Origin of the sequence: Actinophytocola xanthii, assembly GCF_001921205.1 — a bacterium.
In the GTDB taxonomy this organism is placed as follows: Bacteria; Actinomycetota; Actinomycetes; order Mycobacteriales; family Pseudonocardiaceae; genus Actinophytocola; species Actinophytocola xanthii.
In genome coordinates this window covers 79,140-98,692 of sequence record NZ_MSIE01000024.1, presented here as the reverse complement: position 1 = coordinate 98,692, position 19,553 = coordinate 79,140, and the positions used below count along the sequence as shown (strand labels likewise).

At 72.8% G+C, this 19,553-nt stretch carries 15 protein-coding genes; 10 read left to right on the top strand and 5 right to left on the bottom strand.

Features of this window, described 5'->3' with window-relative positions:
• Window positions 1-34: 34 nt before the first annotated feature.
• The 3 genes from BU204_RS14455 to BU204_RS14445 form a co-directional block, all read right to left on the bottom strand.
• Window positions 35-2,710 (bottom strand): bifunctional acetate--CoA ligase family protein/GNAT family N-acetyltransferase, encoded by a 2,676-nt coding sequence (locus BU204_RS14455; protein ID WP_075126169.1) that lies wholly within the window; start codon window positions 2,708-2,710, stop codon window positions 35-37.
• Between the two features lie 4 nt (window positions 2,711-2,714).
• The gene (locus BU204_RS14450; RefSeq protein ID WP_075126216.1) at window positions 2,715-3,884 is read right to left on the bottom strand and encodes an acetoin utilization protein AcuC; all 1,170 of its coding nucleotides are present in this window, start codon (window positions 3,882-3,884) and stop codon (window positions 2,715-2,717) included.
• A 215-nt stretch (window positions 3,885-4,099) separates the two neighbouring features.
• Window positions 4,100-4,678, bottom strand: coding sequence for a TetR/AcrR family transcriptional regulator (locus tag BU204_RS14445; protein ID WP_075126168.1), 579 nt, complete (start codon window positions 4,676-4,678; stop codon window positions 4,100-4,102).
• Between the two features lie 106 nt (window positions 4,679-4,784).
• Here BU204_RS14445 and BU204_RS14440 point away from each other — a divergent pair, with 106 nt between their 5' ends.
• Complete coding sequence (locus BU204_RS14440; RefSeq protein ID WP_075126167.1) at window positions 4,785-5,864, top strand: Gfo/Idh/MocA family protein; 1,080 nt, start codon at window positions 4,785-4,787, stop codon at window positions 5,862-5,864.
• 53 nt (window positions 5,865-5,917) lie between these two features.
• Here BU204_RS14440 and BU204_RS14435 read toward each other — a convergent pair whose 3' ends face one another.
• Complete coding sequence (locus BU204_RS14435) at window positions 5,918-6,772, bottom strand: sulfurtransferase (protein ID WP_233160324.1); 855 nt, start codon at window positions 6,770-6,772, stop codon at window positions 5,918-5,920.
• Window positions 6,773-6,964: 192 nt separating this feature from the next.
• Here BU204_RS14435 and BU204_RS14430 point away from each other — a divergent pair, with 192 nt between their 5' ends.
• The 3 genes from BU204_RS14430 to galE all read left to right on the top strand — a co-directional run bounded on the left by BU204_RS14430 (window position 6,965) and on the right by galE (window position 10,309).
• Complete coding sequence (locus tag BU204_RS14430) at window positions 6,965-7,660, top strand: metal-dependent transcriptional regulator (protein WP_075126166.1); 696 nt, start codon at window positions 6,965-6,967, stop codon at window positions 7,658-7,660.
• 406 nt (window positions 7,661-8,066) lie between these two features.
• Window positions 8,067-9,272 carry a galactokinase gene (gene galK, locus BU204_RS14425; protein ID WP_075126214.1) on the top strand — a complete coding sequence of 402 codons (1,206 nt, stop codon included), beginning with the start codon at window positions 8,067-8,069 and terminating at the stop codon, window positions 9,270-9,272.
• A 74-nt stretch (window positions 9,273-9,346) separates the two neighbouring features.
• Window positions 9,347-10,309, top strand: a complete 963-nt coding sequence (gene galE, locus BU204_RS14420; RefSeq protein WP_075126165.1) for a UDP-glucose 4-epimerase GalE — start codon at window positions 9,347-9,349, stop codon at window positions 10,307-10,309.
• 86 nt (window positions 10,310-10,395) lie between these two features.
• Here galE and BU204_RS14415 read toward each other — a convergent pair whose 3' ends face one another.
• Window positions 10,396-11,436 carry a DUF4192 domain-containing protein gene (locus tag BU204_RS14415; protein ID WP_075126164.1) on the bottom strand — a complete coding sequence of 347 codons (1,041 nt, stop codon included), beginning with the start codon at window positions 11,434-11,436 and terminating at the stop codon, window positions 10,396-10,398.
• Window positions 11,437-11,629: 193 nt separating this feature from the next.
• Here BU204_RS14415 and add point away from each other — a divergent pair, with 193 nt between their 5' ends.
• The 6 genes from add to BU204_RS14385 all read left to right on the top strand — a co-directional run bounded on the left by add (window position 11,630) and on the right by BU204_RS14385 (window position 19,552).
• Window positions 11,630-12,655: an adenosine deaminase gene (gene add, locus BU204_RS14410; RefSeq protein ID WP_233160323.1), complete on the top strand. Its 1,026-nt coding sequence runs from the start codon at window positions 11,630-11,632 to the stop codon at window positions 12,653-12,655.
• 73 nt (window positions 12,656-12,728) lie between these two features.
• Entirely contained in the window at window positions 12,729-13,349 is a 621-nt protein-coding gene (locus BU204_RS14405) for a gamma carbonic anhydrase family protein (RefSeq protein ID WP_075126162.1), read from the top strand.
• Window positions 13,350-13,823: 474 nt separating this feature from the next.
• A complete protein-coding gene (locus tag BU204_RS41270; RefSeq protein WP_143229508.1) occupies window positions 13,824-16,667 on the top strand; it encodes a YfhO family protein in 2,844 nt (947 codons plus the stop codon).
• A gap of 1 nt (window position 16,668) precedes the next feature.
• Window positions 16,669-17,772: a glycosyltransferase family 4 protein gene (locus BU204_RS14395; protein WP_075126160.1), complete on the top strand. Its 1,104-nt coding sequence runs from the start codon at window positions 16,669-16,671 to the stop codon at window positions 17,770-17,772.
• On the top strand, window positions 17,769-18,752 hold the full coding sequence (locus BU204_RS14390) for a lysylphosphatidylglycerol synthase transmembrane domain-containing protein (RefSeq protein WP_083661311.1): 984 nt from the start codon (window positions 17,769-17,771) through the stop codon (window positions 18,750-18,752). Before BU204_RS14395 ends, BU204_RS14390 begins: the two co-directional genes overlap by 4 nt.
• Entirely contained in the window at window positions 18,749-19,552 is an 804-nt protein-coding gene (locus BU204_RS14385; RefSeq protein ID WP_083661310.1) for a class I SAM-dependent methyltransferase, read from the top strand. The genes BU204_RS14390 and BU204_RS14385 overlap by 4 nt, the downstream gene beginning before the upstream one ends.
• The last annotated feature ends 1 nt before the right edge of the window (window position 19,553 follow it).

The following is a 19,553-nucleotide window of genomic DNA, read 5'->3' as shown; positions in this document are numbered from 1 at the left end:
GGGCCGGCCCGGAGGGCGCGTTGCACCGGGGGCGCTAAACCCTACTTTCGTAGGAAATCGACCGCAGCCGCCGCGGTCCGCTGTCCGGGTGCGACGGCGAGGGGCCCACCTTCACCCTCGCCCGCAGCACCGCGGCCCCCTGGGCAGTGGCGAGGATCGGCTCGAGCGCGAGCCAGCGCACCGCGGGCACGTCCTCGGCCAGCACCGCGACCCGGGTCAGCAGGTCGGCCAGGGCGTCGAGGTCGACCGGCTCGTCGCCGCGGTAGCCGGTGAGCAGCGGCGCCGCCTTCGGTGCGCGCACCAGCGCCGCTGCGTCGACGTCGGTCAGCGGCACGGCGCGGTAGGCACGGTCGCCGAGCAGGTCACTGACCACACCGGACAGTCCGAACGAGACAAGGGTGCCGAACGACGGGTCGTCCTGGAGACCGATCGCGCAGCCGGTTCCGCTGGGCGCCATGCGCTGCACGTACACCCGGGCGACGCCGGACAGCTCGGCCAGCTCGGCGAACGCGGCCCGCACCCCCTCGGCCGTCGCGACGTCGAGACGCACCCCGACCAGGTCCGCCCTGCGCCAGAACCGCTCACCGGTCGCCTTGACCGCCACCGGGAAACCCAGCTCCTCGGCCGCGGCCACCGCCTCCTCCGGCCCGGCCGCGACCCGGTAGCCGACCACGTCGATGCCGTAGCAGCGCAGCAGCGCGACGACGTCGTCGTCCCCGAGCTCCACGAGGTCGTGCCCGTCGGACAGCGCCGCGGCGGCGAGCGCCCTGGCCCGCTCGGGGTCGGTGCGCTCGGGGCGGACCAGCTCGCCCTGCGGGGCTGAGCGCCAGCGGGCGTAGCGGGTGGCCCGCGCGAGCGCGAGCACAGCGCGCTCCGGGCTCGGGTAGCTCGGGATCGACCCGCGCCCCGGTGCCCCACCCGGCCCGGGAACGGCGAGCTCGGCGGGGATGCCCTCGGTGGCCAGGAATGTCGACACGATGGGCTTGTGCTCGTCGAGGTCGGCCACGGCGTCGCGCAGCGCACGGGCGTAGGCGGCACCCGGCGTGGTCAGCGGCGGCACGAACACCACGACGAGCGCGTCCACCTCGGGTCGGCGCAGGGTCTCCCGCACGGCGTCGGCGAGCATCTCGGGGCTGGCCGCGGCGCCGACGTCGACCGGCGCGTCGGCGAGCTCGAGGTCACGGGCGAGCGCGGCATCGGCCGCGAGCACCCCGATGGCGGAGGAGTTGCCCACCACGGCCACCCGGCCCCCACGAGGCAGCGGTTGGTGGGCGAGCAGCAGCGCGGCGTCGAACAGCTGCGCGAGCGACTCGACGCGGATCACGCCGGCCTGCTCGAACAGCGCCGCCACGCTCGCCTCGTCGACCCGGACCGAGGTGGCGGCGAGCGCGGGGAGCACGGCGTTGCGTCCCGACTTCACCGCGACGACGGGCTTGACCCGGCCGAGGCGGCGGGCGAGGCGGGCGAACTTGCGCGGGTTGCCGAACGACTCCAGGTAGAGCAGGACGACGTCGGTGGCCGGGTCGGTCTCCCAGTACTGGAGCAGGTCGTTGCCGGAGACGTCGGCCCGGTTGCCGGCCGAGACGAATGTCGACAGTCCCAGGCCGCGGGCGGCGGCGTCGGCGAGGATCGCCGTGCCCAGCGCGCCGGACTGGCAGAAGAAGCCCGCGCGACCCTGGCCGGGCAGCGCGGGGGCGAGGGTCGCGTTGAGCCGGATCGCCGGATCGGTGTTGATCACGCCGAGCGCGTTGGGACCGACGACCCGCATGCCGTGGGCGCGGGCCTCGGTGACCAGGCGCCGCTCGGCACCGCGGCCGTCGGGGCCGGTCTCGCCGAACCCGGAGGAGATGACGACGAGCGCCTTGACTCCCTTGGCGAGGCAGGCGTCCATCACCTCGTCGATCCCGGCGGCCGGGACCGCGACCACGGCGAGGTCGACCGGACCGGGGATGTCGAGCACGCTCGGGTAGGCCCGAACCCCGCGGACCGAGGCGCGGTCGGCGTTGACCGGGTAGACCGGGCCGGTGAAGTCGGCGTGCAGCAGGTTGCCCAGGACGGCGTAGCCGATCTTGTCGGGGTCGGCGGAGGCGCCGATGAGGGCCACCGAGCGGGGGTGGAGCAGGTTGTGCACGCTGCGCGCCTCGGCGGCCTGCTCCCGCGAGCGGGCGACGGCGACCGACTCCTCGGTGGGGTCGATGGCGAACTCGAGGTGGTAGACGCCCTCCTCCATGGCGCGGGAGAGCTGGTAGCCGGCCGCGCGGAACACGCCGAGCATGGCGGAGTTCTCGGCGAGCACCTCGGCGACGAACGTGCGGATGTCGCTCTCCCTGGCCGCGGCGGCGAGGTGCTCGAGCAGGATCGGGCCGAGACCGCGGCTCTGGTGGGCGTCCTCGACGACGAAGGCGACCTCGGCGGAGGGGGCGGAGCCGAGGCGCTCGTAGCGGGCGACCGCCACGATGTCGTCGCCGAGCTTCGCGATGAACGCGACCCGGTCGTGGTGGTCGACGGTGGTGAACCGCTCGAGGTCGCGCGGCGGGATCTGCGGGTAGGCGCCGAAGTAGCGCAGGTAGCGGGTGCGCGCCGACATGCGGCCGTGGAAGGCCAACAGGGCGTCGGCATCACTGGGGACAATTGGTCTCAAGTGGACGGTTCCCCCGTCGGACAGGACGACGTCCGCCTCCCACTGGCGGGGGTAGTCGAACGGGTCCACGGCGTCAGTCCCTGGGGTCGTCGGGGTCGAGGCCGTGCAGGGGGAACACGGCCCGCCGGGCGTCGCGGACGGCGACGTCGACGGGGTGCTCGACGGTGCCGTCCCACGGATCGTGGTCGGTGTCCCTGCCGTCACCCATGGCGGTCGGGAGCTCGGCGTTGGGCGCGATCCGGTCGATGAGGCCGGTCCACTCGTGCGGGAGCGTGACGCCGGGGTCGAGGTCCCGGTCGAGCAGGGTGGCGAGGAGGTGGGTCCAGGACCGGGGGACGACGCGGATCAGTTGGTAGCCCCCGCCGCCGGCGGCGAGCCACCTGCCGCCGGCGAAGCGCTCCGCGAGGTCGCGCACGTTCTGGTAGATGCGCCGGTGACCGTCGACGGACAGCGACAGGGAGGCCAGCGGGTCCTCGTCGTGGGTGTCCACACCGCACTGGCTGACCAGCAGCTGGGGCTGGAAGGCCTCGAGCAGCGAGGGGACGACGGCGTGGAAGGCACGCAGCCACCCGCGGTCGTCGGTGAGGGGCGGCAGCGGGATGTTGACCGAGGTGCCCTGGGCGTTCGGTCCTCCGGTCTCGTCGGCGAAGCCGGTGCCCGGGAAGAGGGTGAGGGGGTTCTGGTGGAGGGAGATCGTGAGGACGCGAGGGTCGTCGTAGAAGGCGGCCTGCACCCCGTCGCCGTGGTGGACGTCGGTGTCGAGGTAGGCGATGCGCTCGAAACCGTTGTCCAGCAACCAGGAGATGGCGACGGCGGTGTCGTTGTAGACGCAGAAACCGGCGGCCCGGTCACGCATCGCGTGGTGCAGGCCGCCCGCGATGCTCACCGCGCGCTTGGTGGCCCCCGACGCGATCTGCCCGGCGGCGACCAGCGAGCTCCCGACGACCATGGCGGACGCCTCGTGCATCTGCTCGAAGATGGGGTTGTCCGGGGTGCCGAGCCCGTGGCCGACGTCCCACCCCGCCATCGGCGCCTCCCGCACGGCGGCGATGTACCCGGCGTCGTGGACGCGCTGGATCTCCTCCTCGGAGGCGGACTCGGGCACGAGCAGCTCGACCCCGTCGAGCACCCCGAGCGCGGCGGCCAACCGGACGGTCAGCTCGAGCCGGATGGGGTTCAGCGGGTGTTCGCCGCCGAGGTCGTAACCGAGCAACGCCGAGTCCCAGACAACCGCCGCTGGCATCACCATGCCGCCACCCTAACCGGGCGGAGGCGCCGGAGCCCGCTGCCGACGAGGCCACGAGCCGTCACCCTGTTCCGCGAGACCGTGAAACTCCCCCGAACACCGGGCGCTCTGTCCGTCCCTACGCCAGACCCTCCCCTCGCCGAGCAGTGGTCTCCAACCGTTCCCGCTCGCCGGGCCGCCACTGAGGGCGTGTCCGTTGTCCGGCCCGGCTCTCAGCCGAACAGTGCACGCAGCGCCAGGTCGGCCACGTGCCGCAGTTCGTCGCGGCCTCGCCCGCTGACCGCCTGGACGGCGATGCCGTCGGTGATGGTGTGGACCAGTCGGGCCAGGGTGTCCGGTTGGTACCCGGGCGGCAGGTCGGTCGCCTGCTCCAGTCGTCTGCGTAGGGCTACCTCTGCTGCCTTCCGGTGCGCGACCGCCTTGTGCCGCACCGGGGTGGAGTCGGGTCCGCAGGCGTGCACGCTGTTCACGGCCAGGCAGCCGTGTGGTGTGTCGTCTCCCGTGGTGAGCTCGACGGCGCCGCGGATCAGGCGCTCGACGACCTCGCGGCCCGTGGACGCCTCGAGTGCCTCGCCGGCGTGGGCGGCTGGCCCGTCGGCGTAGCGGGCCAGGGCCTTGCCGAACAGTTCTTCCTTGTTGCCGAAGGTGGCGTAGAGACTGGGCCTGTTGATCCTCATCGCGGCGGTCAGGTCCGACAGCGAGGTGCCTTCGTAGCCCTGCCGCCAGAACACCTCCAGGGCGCGATCGAGCGCGGCATCCGCGTCGAACGATCGCGGTCGGCCGCCGGGCATGCCGGACTCCCTCCACAGTTTTGTACCTATCGGTAGGTTACCCCTTGCCCTCGGGCTGTCGCCAACCTAGTTTTGTACCGGAAGGTATAAAATCGAGGAGGCGGACATGATCAAAGTCGGAGTCGTGGGAGCGAGCGGGTGGGCGATGTCCTCGCACCTGCCCGCACTCGCCGGGCTGGCCGAGTTCGAGGTGACGGCGGTCGCGACCACCAGCCAGGCGAGCGCGGATCGCGTGGCCGCGGTCCACGGCGTTCCGCACGCCTTCGCCGACGCGGGGACCCTCGTCGCCCATCCCGATGTCGACCTGGTCGTCGTCTCGGTGAAGGCGCCCGAGCACGCCACGGTGATCAGGGCCGCGCTTGGGTCGGGCAAGCACGTCCTGTCCGAGTGGCCCCTCGGTGTGGACGTCGAGGAGGCGCGAGAGCTGACCGAGGCCGCCACCGTCGCGGGGGTGCGCCATGCGGTCGTCCTGCAGGGCCACCACTCCCCCGATGCCCGCTTCGTCGCGGACCTGCTCGCCGAGGGCAGGATCGGCACGGTCGAGTCGGCCGTACTGGTCGCGGCCGGTGATCCGTTGGGCGGCAGCCAGATCCCGCCGGAACTGGCCTGGAGTCTCGACCCCGCCGCGGGAACCTCGGTCCTGACGATCGCGGCAGGTCATTTCCTGGCGACGCTCGACCGGGTCATGGGCCCGTTCTCCGAGGTCTCCGCGAGGTTGCCCCACCCGCACGACCGTGTGCTGGTCGCGGGGAGCGGCCAGGGCGTGGCCAGCGGGGTGCCCAGCCACGTGCTGCTGCACGGCCTGCTGGAGAGCGGCGCCACCGCCTCGGTGACCGTGCACGGCGGCAACCGGCGCAGCCCTGACGGGTTCCTGCTCGGGTTGGCGGGCAGCAAGGGAACGCTGACCGCGACCCCCACCCGGCCCGGGAACTACATGCACTGGACCGACTGGGAGATCAGGCTGGGCGACGAGACCCTGGCCGTCCCCGAGTTCTACCGAACCATCCCCGCCGACATTCCGTCGGGCCCGCCAGCCAACATCGCGGCCCTCTACCTGGAGATCGCCCACGCCATCGCCGAGGGGCGGCAGCCGCAGCCGGACTTCGAGACCGCCCTACGCCACCACCGACTCCTCGCCGCCATCGAGCGGTCCGCGGCCAGCGGCCTCCCGCAGGCGGTCTCCTGAGGCGAGTTCGCCCGTCCACACGAGCAGGTGCCGCCGTGCCGCCTGGACCGGGATCAGCCCCGGTCGGCACCGGTCGCGATGGGACGGTCGGGATCCGAGCTCCACTGCGACCAGGAGCCCACGTACAGCCTCGCCGGGTCCGCTGCGGTCGTGACGCCGGCGACCTCCAACGCCAACACCACCGACGCCGCCGTGACACCCGATCCGCAGTAGGCGCCGACTGGTTTTTCACCGGTGACGCCGAGTCCGGCGAACCGCTCGGCGAGGGACGCGGCCGGCTGCCAGCGACCGGTGTCGGCCACATGCCCGGCGAACGGACCGTTCACGGCTCCGGGAATGTGTCCGGCCCTCGGGTCGATCGGCTCGACGTCGCCGCGGTACCGCTCCGGCGCCCGGGCGTCGACCAGCACCCCCTCGCGGGCGAGTGCGGCCGCTCCGTCGGCGTCCACGACGGGCATGCCGCCCGGCCGAACGGTGATGTCCCCCGGCTCCGGGTCGGGTGTCGCGGTGGTGACCAGGCGTTGCTCGGCGACCCAGGCCGCGAAGCCGCCGTCCAGCACGCCGACCTCGTCGTGTCCTGCCCACCGGAGCAACCACCAGGCCCGTGCCGCGATCGAGCCGTTGTCGGCGTCGTAGACGACGACCGGACGGTCGGCGCGCACCCCGGCCGCGCGCAGGGCCCGCTGCAGCGCCTCGGGTTCGGGCAGCGGGTGTCGGCCACCCGCCCCCGGCGCTCCGGCGAGGTCGGTGTCCAGGTCGAGGTAGACCGCGTTGGGGAGGTGTCCGCGGTCGTAGTCCTCGCGTCCGGGCGGACCGCCGAGCCGCCACCGCACGTCCAGCAGGACGGGCGGCCGCGGACCGGCCAGCGACGCGGCGAGCTCCGTGCAGGACACCAGGGGAGTGGTCACAGGGCTATTCTTCACCCGCCGCCCAGGGTCTCCCCACTCGCGACGCAGCGCCGACAGTCCTCTTTTCACCCTTGTGGACCAGTGATCAAGGCCTTCGTGCTTACTGCCGCCGCGGCTGTTCACCCTGTGCGACCACACCGATGCTCCACCCGGGCGAGCCACTACCATGGAACTCGGACGAAGGGGAATGGCGTGAACGAGCTCATCGACACCACCGAGATGTACCTCAAGACGATCTACGAGCTCGAGGAGGAGGGTGTCGTCCCTCTCCGCGCCCGGATCGCCGAACGGCTCGGGCAGAGCGGCCCGACGGTCAGCCAGACCGTTGGCCGGATGGAGCGCGACGGCCTCGTCGTCGTCGCCGGCGACCGCCACCTCGAGCTCACCGACCACGGTCGTGCGCTGGCGGTGACCGTGATGCGCAAGCACCGCCTGGCCGAGCGTCTCCTCGTCGACGTGATCGGCCTGGAGTGGGAGCACGTGCACGGCGAAGCCTGCCGGTGGGAGCACGTGATGAGCGAGGCGGTGGAGCGCAAGTTGGTCAAGCTGCTCGGCCACCCCACCACGTCGCCCTACGGCAACCCGATCCCCGGGCTCGACAAGCTCGGCGAGGGTGAGCCCGCCCCGCCGGTCGAGGCCGACCTCGTCCGGGTCGACGACGTCGCCCGCCGCGGCGGCGGCAAGGTGGAGATCCGCCGCATCGCCGAGCACGTGCAGCTCGACCCCGACCAGATGGCCGAGCTCAAGGCCGTCGGCGTGGTCCCCGGGCAGACCGTGCACGTGGGTCCGTCCAAGGGCGACCGCAACACGATCGAGGTCACCGGCGAACACACCGCGGCCCAGATCGCACCCAGCGTGCTGCACGCGGTGCTCGCCCTCGCCAAGTGAACCTCGCCCCCCGGCGACGCCCAGCCGGGCGACCCGTGCTCCGGGCTGCCCGGCGACCAGCGCCCCGCGCTGCCCGCCGACCCGTCCCGCCGGCCGAGGAACGGCTCGTCCCCCAGGGTGACCAGAGCCGCGCCGCGCTTCAGTCCAACCAGCAGGCTGCCCATCAGCCGATCCCGCACGCTTCGTGTCGACCAGTCCCGGTCGCTGACAGTCAGCCAGCTCCTCGAGCTACCCGTCGGCACGTGCCGCAGCGGCTCGTCCCACACGCTGCCCGCCGCCCAGTCCCGCGGGGTGGGTGGCACGCCGTCGCGGGGAACGGTCGGCGAAGGGGGCGACGTACCGTGTGGAGCCGCGTGGGACTGTCGGTGCGGTGCGTCGTTGGGCGAGGTGGGCGTTGGTGGTCGGCATGAGCGGGTCGGGTGGGTCCGTGGGGGTCGGTCGCGTGGCGGCCAGGGCCGCGGAGCGGTTCAGCCATCTGTTCGGTGAGGCGCCCGCGGGTGTCTGGTCGGCACCGGGCCGGGTCAACCTGATCGGGGAGCACACGGACTACAACGACGGGTTCGTGCTGCCGTTCGCGCTGCCCTACCGGATCGCCGCAGCCGCGCGGCCCCGCTCGGACGGGATGCTGAACGTGACCACCGTGGGCGACGATGGTCGGCCACAGACGGCGGATCCGGTGGCGGTCGCCGATCTCGAGCCGGGCTCGGTCACCGGGTGGGCCGCGTACCCGTCCGGCGTGAGCTGGGTCCTTCGTCACGAGGGCTTCCTCTCCGGAGCCGACCTGGTGTTCGCCGGTGACGTACCGGCGGGGGCGGGGTTGTCCTCCTCTCATGCCCTGCAGTGCGCCACCGCGCTGGCGCTGCTGGGACTGGCGGGTGTCGAGCTGGACCGGCCGGACGCGCCCAGCCGGACCGAGATCGCGCGATGGGTACAGCGGTCGGAGAACGACTTCGTCGGCGTCCCCACGGGGCTGCTGGACCAGACGGCGTCGCTGTGCTGCGTCGAGTCGCACGTGCTCTTCCTCGACGTGCGCACCGGCGCGATGGAGCAGGTCCCCTTCGACGCCGCCGCGGCCGGGTTCGACGTGCTGGTGATCGACACCCGGGCTCGGCACTCCCATGGCGACTCCGGCTACCGCGAGCGCCGCGCGGGGTGCGAGCGTGCGGCCGAGCTGCTGGGAATCCAGGCCCTGCGCGACGTCGAGCCGAGCGGTCTCGACAGGGCGTTGGCCGCACTTCCCGAGGAGCTGCGCCCCCTGGTCCGTCACATCGTGACCGAGAACGAGCGGGTGGAGCGCACCGTCGAGCTGCTGCGTGCCGGCCGGCTCGGCGAGGCCGGTGAGCTGCTGACCGCGTCACACACGAGCCTGCGCGACGACTACCGGGTGTCCTGTCTGGAACTGGACGTCGCGGTGGAGGCCGCGCTCGCGGCCGGAGCGCTGGGCGCCCGGATGACCGGGGGTGGGTTCGGCGGCTCCGCCATCGCCCTGGTGCCCCGCGCGGAGCGGAACATCATCCAGGACAAGGTGCTCGCGGCGTTCGCCGAGCGGTCACTACCGACGCCCGGCCTGTTCACGGCGGTGCCCTCCCCCGGCGCCGGCCGCGACGCCTGACCCCAGAACCGACCGAACAGATCGAGGCGAACGAGCGGGTGCCCACCCGCGAACCTGAGGAAGCGAGGAACGCGGTGAAGCTGCTCGTCACGGGCGGGGCCGGGTACGTCGGAAGTGTGTGCGCCGCCCGGCTGGTGGAAGCCGGCCACGAGGTCGTGGTGCTCGACGACCTGAGCACCGGACACGCGGACGCCGTGCCGGAGTCCTGCCGGTTCGTGCAGGCCGATCTGGCGGATGCCGCCGGCGACCTGCTCGCCGAGGGCTTCGACGGCGTACTGCACTTCGCGGCGAAGTCGCTGGTCGCCGAGTCGATGCTGGACCCGGCGAAGTACTGGTCGGGCAACGTTCTCACCTCACTGCGCCTGCTGGAGGCGGTCCGGCAGACCGGTACCCCCCGCTTGGTCTTCTCGTCCACCGCCGCCGTGTACGGCCAGCCGGAGCAGGTGCCGATCCCCGAGGAGGCCCCCACCCGGCCCACCAACACCTACGGGGCCTCCAAACTGGCCATCGACCACGCCATCACCTCCTATGCCACCGCGTACGGGCTGTCCGCGGTGAGCCTGCGGTACTTCAACGTCGCCGGCGCGCACGGCGCCTTCGGTGAGCGGCACACCACCGAGACCCACCTCATCCCGCTGGTGCTGCAGGTGGCGCTCGGCCAGCGCGAGGCCATCCACGTCTACGGCGAGGACTACGCCACCCAGGACGGCACCTGCGTGCGCGACTACATCCACGTCAACGACCTCGCCGACGCGCACCTGCTGGCACTGGAGCACGCGACCGCGGGGACGCACCGGATCTACAACCTCGGCAGTGGCACGGGGTTCTCCGTCCGTGAGGTCATCGAGGCGTGCCGGGCGGTGACCGGCCACCCGATCCCCGCCGAGGTGAAGGACCGACGTTCCGGTGACCCGGCGGCGCTGGTGGCCTCGAGCGAGCTCGCCCAAACCGAGCTCGGATGGAAGCCGCAGATCACCGACCTCGAGCAGATCGTGCGGGACGCGTGGGAGTTCGCGCGCTCCCGGGCCGGTCACTGACCCGCCCGGGCTCTCCGGATCAGCCGGGAGCCGACGGCGTCCCGGCGGGCCACGTCCGGGTGGGCCGGTCGCCCTGGACACCGGTCTCACCCTTCCGGCCGGCGCCGCGACTGGGCCTGCTCGACGCTCGCCGCGACCATGCGGCGGACCTCGGCCGGCGGCGTTCCCCTGTCCAGGGCGTCGCGTAGGAGCGACGCCAGGGGATGGCTCGGGTCGGCGTCCAGGGCGACCTCGAGCGACATGCCGGCGAGCACGGCGGACCCGCGGAGGTAGGCACACAGCGCGAGCAGGAACGCGGGTTCGGCGCGTTCCGGTGCGGGCACCGCTCGGGTCAGGACCGTCCACAGCCGCTCGGCGGCGCTGGCCCGGTCGGTGATCGAGAGGGTCAGACAGGTGTCCCGGACCCGCCCGTGGCCGAGCGCGACGGTCAGGCGCACGATCCGCTCGTCGTCCAGCTCGGGTTGGTTGTCCTGCGCCGTGAAGGCGTCGATCGTCGCGAGCATCTCCTGGTGCAGCTCGCCCTCCCGTAGCGGGGCGCCGGTAAGAGCGGACAGCAGCTGCGCGCGGTGCGCGACCCGGTCCTCCTGGTCCGGCGAGAGAAGGTCGACCATCTCGGCCCTGCTGCCGTAGGTGACGGTGCCGTCGAGGGCCGCCACGGCCGCCAGCGCGGAGCTGCGTGGGTCGTGGACCTGGCCGGTGCATTCGCCGTCCTCGTAACACCACCAGGTGGCTCCGTGCTCGATCGTCGGGACCCACGCCGAGTGGACCAGGCGGATGCCCATCGCGGACAGCTCGTGGGTGAGCAGCCGCATGAGGCCGCGGTGCGGGAGCCGCGGCGGGTCGGCGCCGCCCCCACCGACGATCACCGGTGTCGCCGCGACGACCTGGTTCTGCGCGAAGGCACCGCACAGTTGCTCCACGAGGTCCGGTCTGCCGCCGGGTTCGGGAAGGTCGACCCGCACCGTGGGACCGAGCCAGCAACGGTCCGGGGTGGTCGTGAAGGTGACCACGACGAGCGAGTCGACCGGGGGGAAGCCGAGCAGTCCGGGCAGGCCGGCGATCAGCTCTCCCAACTCGTCGAGTCGGACCTCGGCGGACGGGGACGGGGGTGCGGCGGGTGGTGTCATGCGTCCACTGTGCGTCGCGGTGTGGGGGTGTGGGGCCGGGAAACGGGAACTGTGGACAACTGGCGCGGTTGTGGACAACTGGGTCGGAACGCGGTCTGTGGCGCCGGAAGTGTCGGTGGGGAGCGATAGTCTGGGAAGTTCTGGCGCCGCAACGTCATCGGGCCCTGTCGGTGTGGTAGGGCACTATGGCCTGGTGTTCGAGTTCGTCTCCGCGCTCCCCAAGAGCGAGCTGCACGTCCACCTGGTCGGCTCCGCGTCGGCCGACACCGTCCTGGAGCTGGCCAGGCGGCATCCTCAGCTGGGCGTGCCCACGGACCGGGACACGTTGTACGCCTTCTACGAGTTCACCGACTTTGCGCACTTCATCGAGGTCTACATCAAGGTGAACCGCCTGGTGACCACGGGCGCGGACATCACGGCGCTGGTCGACGGCCTGGCCGGGGACCTGGCCCGCAACAACGTGCGCTACGCGGAGGTGACCGTCACGCCGATGGCGCACCTGCTCGTGGGGATCGACCCGGCGGAGCTGGCGGAGGCGCTCACGACCGGTCGGGCACTCGCACGCGGACGGCACGGGGTGGAGCTCGCCTGGGTGTTCGACATCGCCGGCTCCCTGGGCTACGAGCACGGCATCGCGACGGCCGAGTGGGTGCTGGCGCACCGGCCGGAGGGCACCGTGGGGTTCGGGCTCGGCGGCAACGAGGTCGGCGTGCCGCGCGCCCGCTACCGGGACCCGTTCCTGATGGCGCGGGACGCGGGCCTGCACCTGGTTCCGCACGCGGGCGAGACCACCGGCCCGGAGACGATCTGGTCGGCGCTGCGTGACCTGCACGCCGAGCGCATCGGCCACGGCACGAGCGCGGTGCGGGACCCGGAGCTCCTCGCGCACCTGGCGGGGGAAGGCGTCCCGGTGGAGGTCTGCCCGAGCTCCAACATCCGAACCAGAGCCGTTCGCTCGCTGCCAGAGCACCCGCTGCCGAGACTGCTGGACGCGGGCGTGCCGGTCGCCCTGGCCACCGACGACCCTGGGATGTTCCACACCGACCTGAACAGCGAGTTCCTGTTGTGCCACCGCCACTTCGGCCTGGGGCGGTCGGAGCTCGCGGACCTGGCGCGGGCTGGGGTGCGGGCCGCGTTCTGCTCGGCCGAGCTGAAGTCGAGGCTGCTCGCCGAGATCGACGCGGTGGAGCGCGGGGAGGTGAGCCGGCGACTGTCCTAACGAGAGCGAACACGAGGGACACGGAGTCCGATTCCCGCCAGCCTGAGGCGGCGAACGGGGCCAGCATCGGGACATGCTGATCCGACACCGGGACGCGGAGCCACGCGTGGATCCGACGGCGTGGGTGGCGCCGAACGCGACGCTCGTGGGCGACGTGCGGGTGGGGCCCCGTGCTCGGGTGCTGTACGGCGCGGTGCTCGATGCCGAGGGCGCCACTGTCGAGGTCGGCGCGTCCGCCATCGTCTCGGAGCACGCGGTGCTGCGTGCGACGGCGGCAACCGACCCCGCTCGTCCAGTCGCGCTGGGCGACCACGCGTTTGTCGGTCCACATGCGACTGTCCTGGGCGCGCGAGTGGACCGGTGCGCCTACGTCGCCGCGCAGGCGACGGTGCTGCACCTGGCGAAGGTGGGCGAGGGCGCCTGCGTCGCGGTCGGAGCGCTGGTCCACGCGCGAACCCGGGTGCCGGCGGAGTTCTTCGTTCCACCGCATACCACGGCGATCGGTGACCCGGTACGCGTGTTCTCGGCGGATCGCGCGGAGGAGCTCGCCGAGGCCATCCGGCAGGTGGGCTTCGCCGACGCCGCGTTCGGTGTACCTCCCGTGTGGACAGACCGGGTGAGCGGTTACCTGAGGGTGGCGGAAATCCGGTCCGCCGAGTACGCCGCTCACGCCGACGACACGATCATTGGGTGAGATCGGCGTCGATAATGGATATTCAGGCGCGGTGCCACCAGCACGAAGATCGTCACAAGGCGTAAACGGGAGCGTGTCGTCGAGAAAATCGCTACGAGACGCACCGCCGCGGTTTTCCGGAGGCTCACGGCGTTTCGAGAAGAGTCCCCTGAGGCGGGTATCCGCTAATCGATCTTCGGCTCCGAGTGGCGGCCTGTCCACGCAGCCAGACGGGCCGGAGTCGCGGCCACCGGGCCGCCGCGAACCGAACAGATCAGACGAACGACGAGTTTCACTGGCGGAATTTGTCAGTTGCGAAGGGAGACTCGCGAGGACAGGCAGCATGATCTCGTTCCGGAACGCGTCAAGGACGCGATGAAGATCCGTCTACCGGCGGAGATCAGGTTGAACCATACGGAGGGCGATCACGTACCTCCTTTCAGTGGCCGAATTCGCGGCCGCTAGTCTGCCCCCCTCGCCTGTGGGGGAGGTCACGTGAGCGGTGTGCTTGAGGACAAGGACCGCCGCCTGTCCGGCCGCACCTCTCCGGACGGCGACGACCCTGTTCCGCCAGACTTACCGGTGCGACCACCTGTCCCGCCGGTCGTCCGCGGTGCCGTCATCGTCTCGGTCGTCGGGTTCGTGGTGGTGGGCGTCGGATGGCCGCTGGTCGGTGTCGGCGTCTTCGCCCCGACCGACGTCCTCGCACTGTTCTCGCCCTACGGCGACGGGGTGCTCGCCGGCCTCGCCCCACAGAACCGCTTCCTGCAGGACGTCGCCGACGGCGTCATCCCGCAGACCGCACTGTTCGTCGACCTCCTGCGCGAGGGCGCCGGCGGCGCCTGGAACCCCTACACGATCGCCGGTGTCCCGCTCGGCGCACTGCCCAACAACGCCCTGTTCAACCCGGTCTCCCTGCCCTTCTACCTGATGCCGGCCTGGCTGGCGCCAGCCTGGGTCAAGGTTCTCGAGACGGTCGTCGCGGTGGGCGGCACGTTCCTGTTCGCCCGCCGCCTCGGGTTGGGCCGGCCCGCGGCGGTGGTCGGCGGACTGGTGTTCGCCACGAGCGCCTTCATGATCGCCTGGACGGGGTGGCCGCAGAGCCGCACCGCGGCGTTCATCCCGGTGCTGTTATGGGCCGTCGAACGTCTGGTGCAGCGCCGACGCCCCACCGACGCCGTCCTCGTCTGCCTCGCCACGGCCGCGATGCTGCTCGGCGGTTTCCCCGCGGTCACCGGCTACGCCCTCGCCGCGGCCGGGGCCTACCTCGTGCTGCGGCTGGTCGCCGAGTACCGGGGGCAGTGGCGCCGGATCACGGCGCTGGCCGGCGCTGGGGCGGCCGCCGTCGGCGCGGCCGCCGGGCTGGCCGCGTTCCAGCTGCTCCCGTTCGGCTACTTCCTGTCTCGCTCCTACGTCTGGGGCCGTGAGCAGGCACCCACCGACCACATCCCCTTCCAGGCGCTGATCACCGCCGTCGCGCCGTGGGCGCTGGGCACCACGTACCCCGGCGGCGAGCCGCACTGGGCTCGGGGGACCCAGCTGGTGGAGGCCCTCTCCTACGTCGGCGCGGCGGCGCTGCTGCTGGCGCTGGTGGCCCTCGCCGCGGCTCGACCGGCGCGCGCGCTGCTGCCGCGCGGGGTGTGGGCCTACCTCGTCTCGGCGACCGGCGTGGTGGTGCTGCTCGGCTACCTCGGCGGTCCCCCGCTGGCCCTGGCGCAGCGGCTGCCGGTCCTGTTCTCCGACAACTACGTCGGGCGGATCCGGTCGGTGCTCGGGGTCCTGGTCGCGGTGCTCGCCGCGGTCGGCTTCGAGCTCGTGCTCCGACGCCGGGAACGGGCGACGCCGCGGCGGCCGGGCGTGTGGGGGGCCGCGGTGTGGACGGCGGCCGCCGCGGGCCTCGTGCTCGTCTGGCTCACCGCCCGCGGGCTCACCGGCGACGATCCCAGCCGCACGGCGAACTTCGACCGGCAGGTGCTCACCGGGCTGGTCTTCCTCGCGGTCGCCGGGCTCTGCGTCGCGCTCGCCTGGTGGAGCGGACGCGGCCGCACCGCCCGGGTCGCCCGCACGGCCGCACTCGTCGGCATCCCCGTGCTCGTCGCCGCGCAGGCGCTGCTGTTCGTCCGGCCGTACTGGGCCCACGCCGAGCGGGACACCTTCTACCCGCGAACCGACGTACACCGCTACCTGGCCGACCACCTCGGACACGACCGCTACGCCAGCCCACCGAACACGCTGACCTACGGCGAGAGCTCGATCCACCGGCTGCGCAGCCTCAACGGCCACGCCTTCTCCGACCGGCGCCTGGGCGAGCTGCTCGAGGCCATGCCCGGCCAGCAGTACTTCGACCCGCCGTCGCTGCCCAGCACCGCGCCTTCCCCGGAGGTCGTCACCAGCCCTGTCCTGGACCGCCTCGCCGTCCGCTACTTCGTCAGCTCCGCCCGCTCCCCCGTGCTCGGCACCCCGCACGTGCCCGACACCGCCGGCCCGGCCCGCACCCTCCGCCCCGGCGAGCCCGTGACGGCGCCCGTCCAGCAGCGCGGCCCGCTGCGGGCCGTGGTCGCGCGCGTGAGCGGCCCGGTCCGGGAACAGGTCCGGCTCGACGTGAGCGTCCGGGACGCGGCAGGCACCGAGCTCGCCGACGGCACCCGCCTGCTGCCCCCCACCGACGTCCCGTACACGCTGCACATCCCCGTCGCCGGCGAGGACATCCCCGCCGCCACCCCGCTCACCGCGACGCTCACCGTGCACGGCGCTCCGCTACGGCTCGCCGGCGCCCCCGCGCTCACCACGGTCGCGCCCGCCGACGACGGGCTCCGGCTCGTGCTGGCCGACCCCGCGGTCGTCTACCAGCGCACCAACGCCCTGCCCAGGCTGCGGTGGGCCGGCACCGCCGTCGTCGAGCCGAACCCCGACCGGCGCCTGGCCGCCCTCGCCGCGGGTGAGGTCCCCACCGACGCGGTGCTGCTGGACGCACCCACCGGAGAGTCGAGCGGTGCCGGCGCGCGGCTGCGGGTCGTCGAGGACGGTGCGAAGTCCATCGAGGTGGCGGTGGACGCCGCGGGCGCCGGCTATCTCGTCGTCGCCGACGCGCTGCAGAACGGCTGGCGCGCCGAGGTGGACGGCCAGCCGGCCGACCTGCTGCGAGCCGACCACGCGGTGGTCGCCGTCGCCGTCCCACCCGGCCGGCACACGGTCCGGCTCACCTATGCCGCGCCCTACGGCGGCGCCGGGACCTGGCTCAGCGCCGGGACCGCGGTGTCGCTGGGCGCGCTGCTCGCCACCGACCGCTGGCTGCGCCGACGCCGCCATACCTCCCCCACCGACAGAGTCGAGGGCTGACATGCGGATTGCCGTCATCGGACCAACACATCCGTTCAAGGGCGGTATTTCGCAGTACACCACCGAGTTGGCCCACCAGCTGGCCGGCGTCGGACACGACGTGCGGCTGGAGTCCTGGACACGGCAGTACCCGGCTTTCCTCTACCCCGGCCGGCTGACCATCGAGCGCCCCGAGTTACCGCCGTTCCCGCACACCCGCCGGCGGCTGTCCTGGCGCCGCCCCGACTCCTGGTTCGCCTGTGGGCGCAGGCTCCGCGACCATGATCTTGTCGTACTCGTTGTCGCCAGCCCCGTGCAGATGCCGGCATATCGGGGCATCCTCGCAGGTATGGGGAGTAACCGGCGCGCTACTGTCGTCACACAGTGCCACAACGTCCTGCCGCACGAACGGCGCTCGGTCGACGAACGGCTCATGCGGGGGGTCCTGACCAGGGTCGACGGGGTGCTCACCCACTCCGACGACCAGGGCCAGCTGGCCTCGACGCTCACCGACGCGGCGGTGTCGGTCGAGCAGCTGGCGCCGCTCGTCGTCGCACCCGCCACGGCGCACGTCCGCGACCGCGAGCTGCACCGGCGGCTGCTGTTCTTCGGCCTCGTCAGGCCGTACAAGGGCCTCGACGTGCTGCTGCGTGCTCTCGCCGCCGGCCCCGCCGACGTCTCGCTGACCGTCGCCGGCGAGTTCTGGGGGGACATGCCCGACCAGGTCGCGCACCTGGTCACCGAGCTGGACCTGGCCGACCGGGTCGACCTGCGGTGTGGGTACGTCGAGGCCGCCGAGGTTCCGGGGCTGTTCCGGAACGTCGACGCGCTCGCGATGCCGTACCGGTCGGCGACCGCGTCGGTCAACGCCTACCTCGCGTTCGAGCACGGTGTCCCGGTGATCGCGAGCCGGGTCGGCTCGCTGCCCGACGACCTCCGGGAGGGCGTCGACGGCATGCTGGTGGCCCCGGACGACGTGGCCGCGCTCGCCACCGCCCTGACCAACTTCTACAGCGGCGACACCGCGCTGCGCCTGCGGTCGGGCGTGCGCCGGCCGGACGCCGGACCCCAGTGGAGCCGCTACCTCAAGACCCTCACCTCGTTCGCCGAAGCCCACGCGCGATGACCAGCCAGGACATCGTCGTGGATGCCACGACGTCCGGGGCTCTGCGACGCCCGGGAAGGCGCGGCCGCGCCGACTGGCTCCGCGCCGGTTTTCTCGCCGCGGTGGTGGTGTTCGGCGCTGCCTTCGTCAGCGACCGCTCGCGGGAGCTGGGTGAGGCGTTCGGCAGCATGTCCTGGGGACTGGTGACCGCGGCCGCGGTGCCGGCCGCGGTGAACATCCTGCTCGGGCTGCTGGCCTGGCGCGCGATGCTCGCCGACCTCGGCGCCCCGCTGAGCCGGCGCGTGGCCAGCCGGGTGTTCCTGCTCGGACAGCTGGGCAAGTACCTGCCGGGCTCGGTCTGGTCGTTCATCGCCCAGGCCGAGCTGGCCAGGGACTACTCGGTGTCCAGGAAGATCACTTTCGTCGGCAGCATCCTCGGCCTGCTGATCGCGGTCGGCACGGGCGTGGTCACCGCGTGCGTGACGCTGCCGTTCGGCGGCGCCGACGCGCTCGCGCGGTACTGGTGGGTCGTGCTGGTCGTGCCCCTCGGGATGGCCGTCCTGCACCCCCGCGTGGTGGGTCCGCTGCTCGACCGCGTGCTGCGCTTCCTCGGCCGGGGACCGCTGGAGCGGCGGCCGAGCTTCCGCGGCATGCTCACCGCGGGCGGCTGGTACTTCCTCGGCTGGCTCGCCCTCGGCATGCACTGCTGGCTGCTCATGCTCGCCTCCGGCGCGCCGGCCGGCCAGGCCCTGCCCGTGGCCGTGGGCGGGCTCGCGCTCGCGTTCTGCCTCGGCGTGCTGTTCCTGCCCGCCCCGGCCGGCGCCGGCGTCCGCGAGATCGTCCTCGTGCTGGTGTTCGCCTCGGTACTCGCCCCGGCGGAGGCGCTCGCGATCGCCCTGGTGTCCCGCATCATGCTCACCGTGCTCGACTTCGTGCTGGCCGGTGCCGCCTGGCAGCTGAACCGGCCGACCCGGGTTCACGCCACCACGGAAGGGACATGACGATGACAAAGGCCGCTCCCCCGGGCGGGACCGCGATGGCCGTGGCCAAACGAGCCGCGGAGCGCGTGCTGTGGGCGCGGATAGCCATGAGGCGCAAGCTCGAGGCGAGGGCCGGGCTCATCCGCCCGCTGCCCGCCGACATGCCGGACACCGACGTGCTGCGGGACGCCGACGCGTGGCGTGCGGCGGTGGAGGAGTGCAAACGGTTGCGGCTTCCGCTGCACCGGGACGTGCCGAAGAACTGGGACGCGCTGGGTGCGGTGGGCACGGTGCTGCGCACGGTGGGTCGCGAGGCGGCGGTGCTCGACGCCGGGACGGCCCGCTACTCGGCGATCCTGCCGTGGCTGCGCCTCTACGGGCTGTGCGACCTGGTGGGCAACAACCTGGAGTTCGGCGCGGACGTCCGTCGCGACGGCGTGCTCTTCCGCTACGGCGACATCACCGCGACCGACTTCCCCGACCACCGGTTCGACGCGGTGACCTGCATGAGCGTGATCGAGCACGGAGTGCCGATCGAACCGTTCCTCGCCGAGAGCGCCCGGATCATCCGGCCGGGCGGTGTGCTGGTCGTCGCCACCGACTACGACCAGGACCCACCGGACACCTCCGGCCTCACCGCCTACGGCAAGCCGGTGCACATCTTCTCCCCGGACGAGATCCGCGACCTGGTGGCGGCCGCGGCCCGACACGGGTTGCGGCTGCGGGGCGAGCTGGCGCTGGAGCACAGTGAGCGGCCGGTGCACTGGAACCGGACCAGGCTCTCGTACACGTTCATCCGCCTCGCCTTCGACCGGACGTGAG

What these genes read in the sequence shown, in the direction of transcription:
- BU204_RS14450 (WP_075126216.1), bottom strand. Translation starts at nt 3,884, where the DNA reads ATGCCAGCGGCGGTTGTCTGGGACTCGGCGTTGCTCGGTTACGACCTC.
- BU204_RS14385 (WP_083661310.1), top strand. Translation starts at nt 18,749, where the DNA reads ATGACGATGACAAAGGCCGCTCCCCCGGGCGGGACCGCGATGGCCGTG.
- BU204_RS14390 (WP_083661311.1), top strand. Translation starts at nt 17,769, where the DNA reads ATGACCAGCCAGGACATCGTCGTGGATGCCACGACGTCCGGGGCTCTG.
- galK (WP_075126214.1), top strand. Translation starts at nt 8,067, where the DNA reads ATGAGCGGGTCGGGTGGGTCCGTGGGGGTCGGTCGCGTGGCGGCCAGG.
- BU204_RS14405 (WP_075126162.1), top strand. Translation starts at nt 12,729, where the DNA reads ATGCTGATCCGACACCGGGACGCGGAGCCACGCGTGGATCCGACGGCG.
- BU204_RS14395 (WP_075126160.1), top strand. Translation starts at nt 16,669, where the DNA reads ATGCGGATTGCCGTCATCGGACCAACACATCCGTTCAAGGGCGGTATT.
- BU204_RS14440 (WP_075126167.1), top strand. Translation starts at nt 4,785, where the DNA reads ATGATCAAAGTCGGAGTCGTGGGAGCGAGCGGGTGGGCGATGTCCTCG.
- BU204_RS14445 (WP_075126168.1), bottom strand. Translation starts at nt 4,678, where the DNA reads ATGCCCGGCGGCCGACCGCGATCGTTCGACGCGGATGCCGCGCTCGAT.
- BU204_RS14415 (WP_075126164.1), bottom strand. Translation starts at nt 11,436, where the DNA reads ATGACACCACCCGCCGCACCCCCGTCCCCGTCCGCCGAGGTCCGACTC.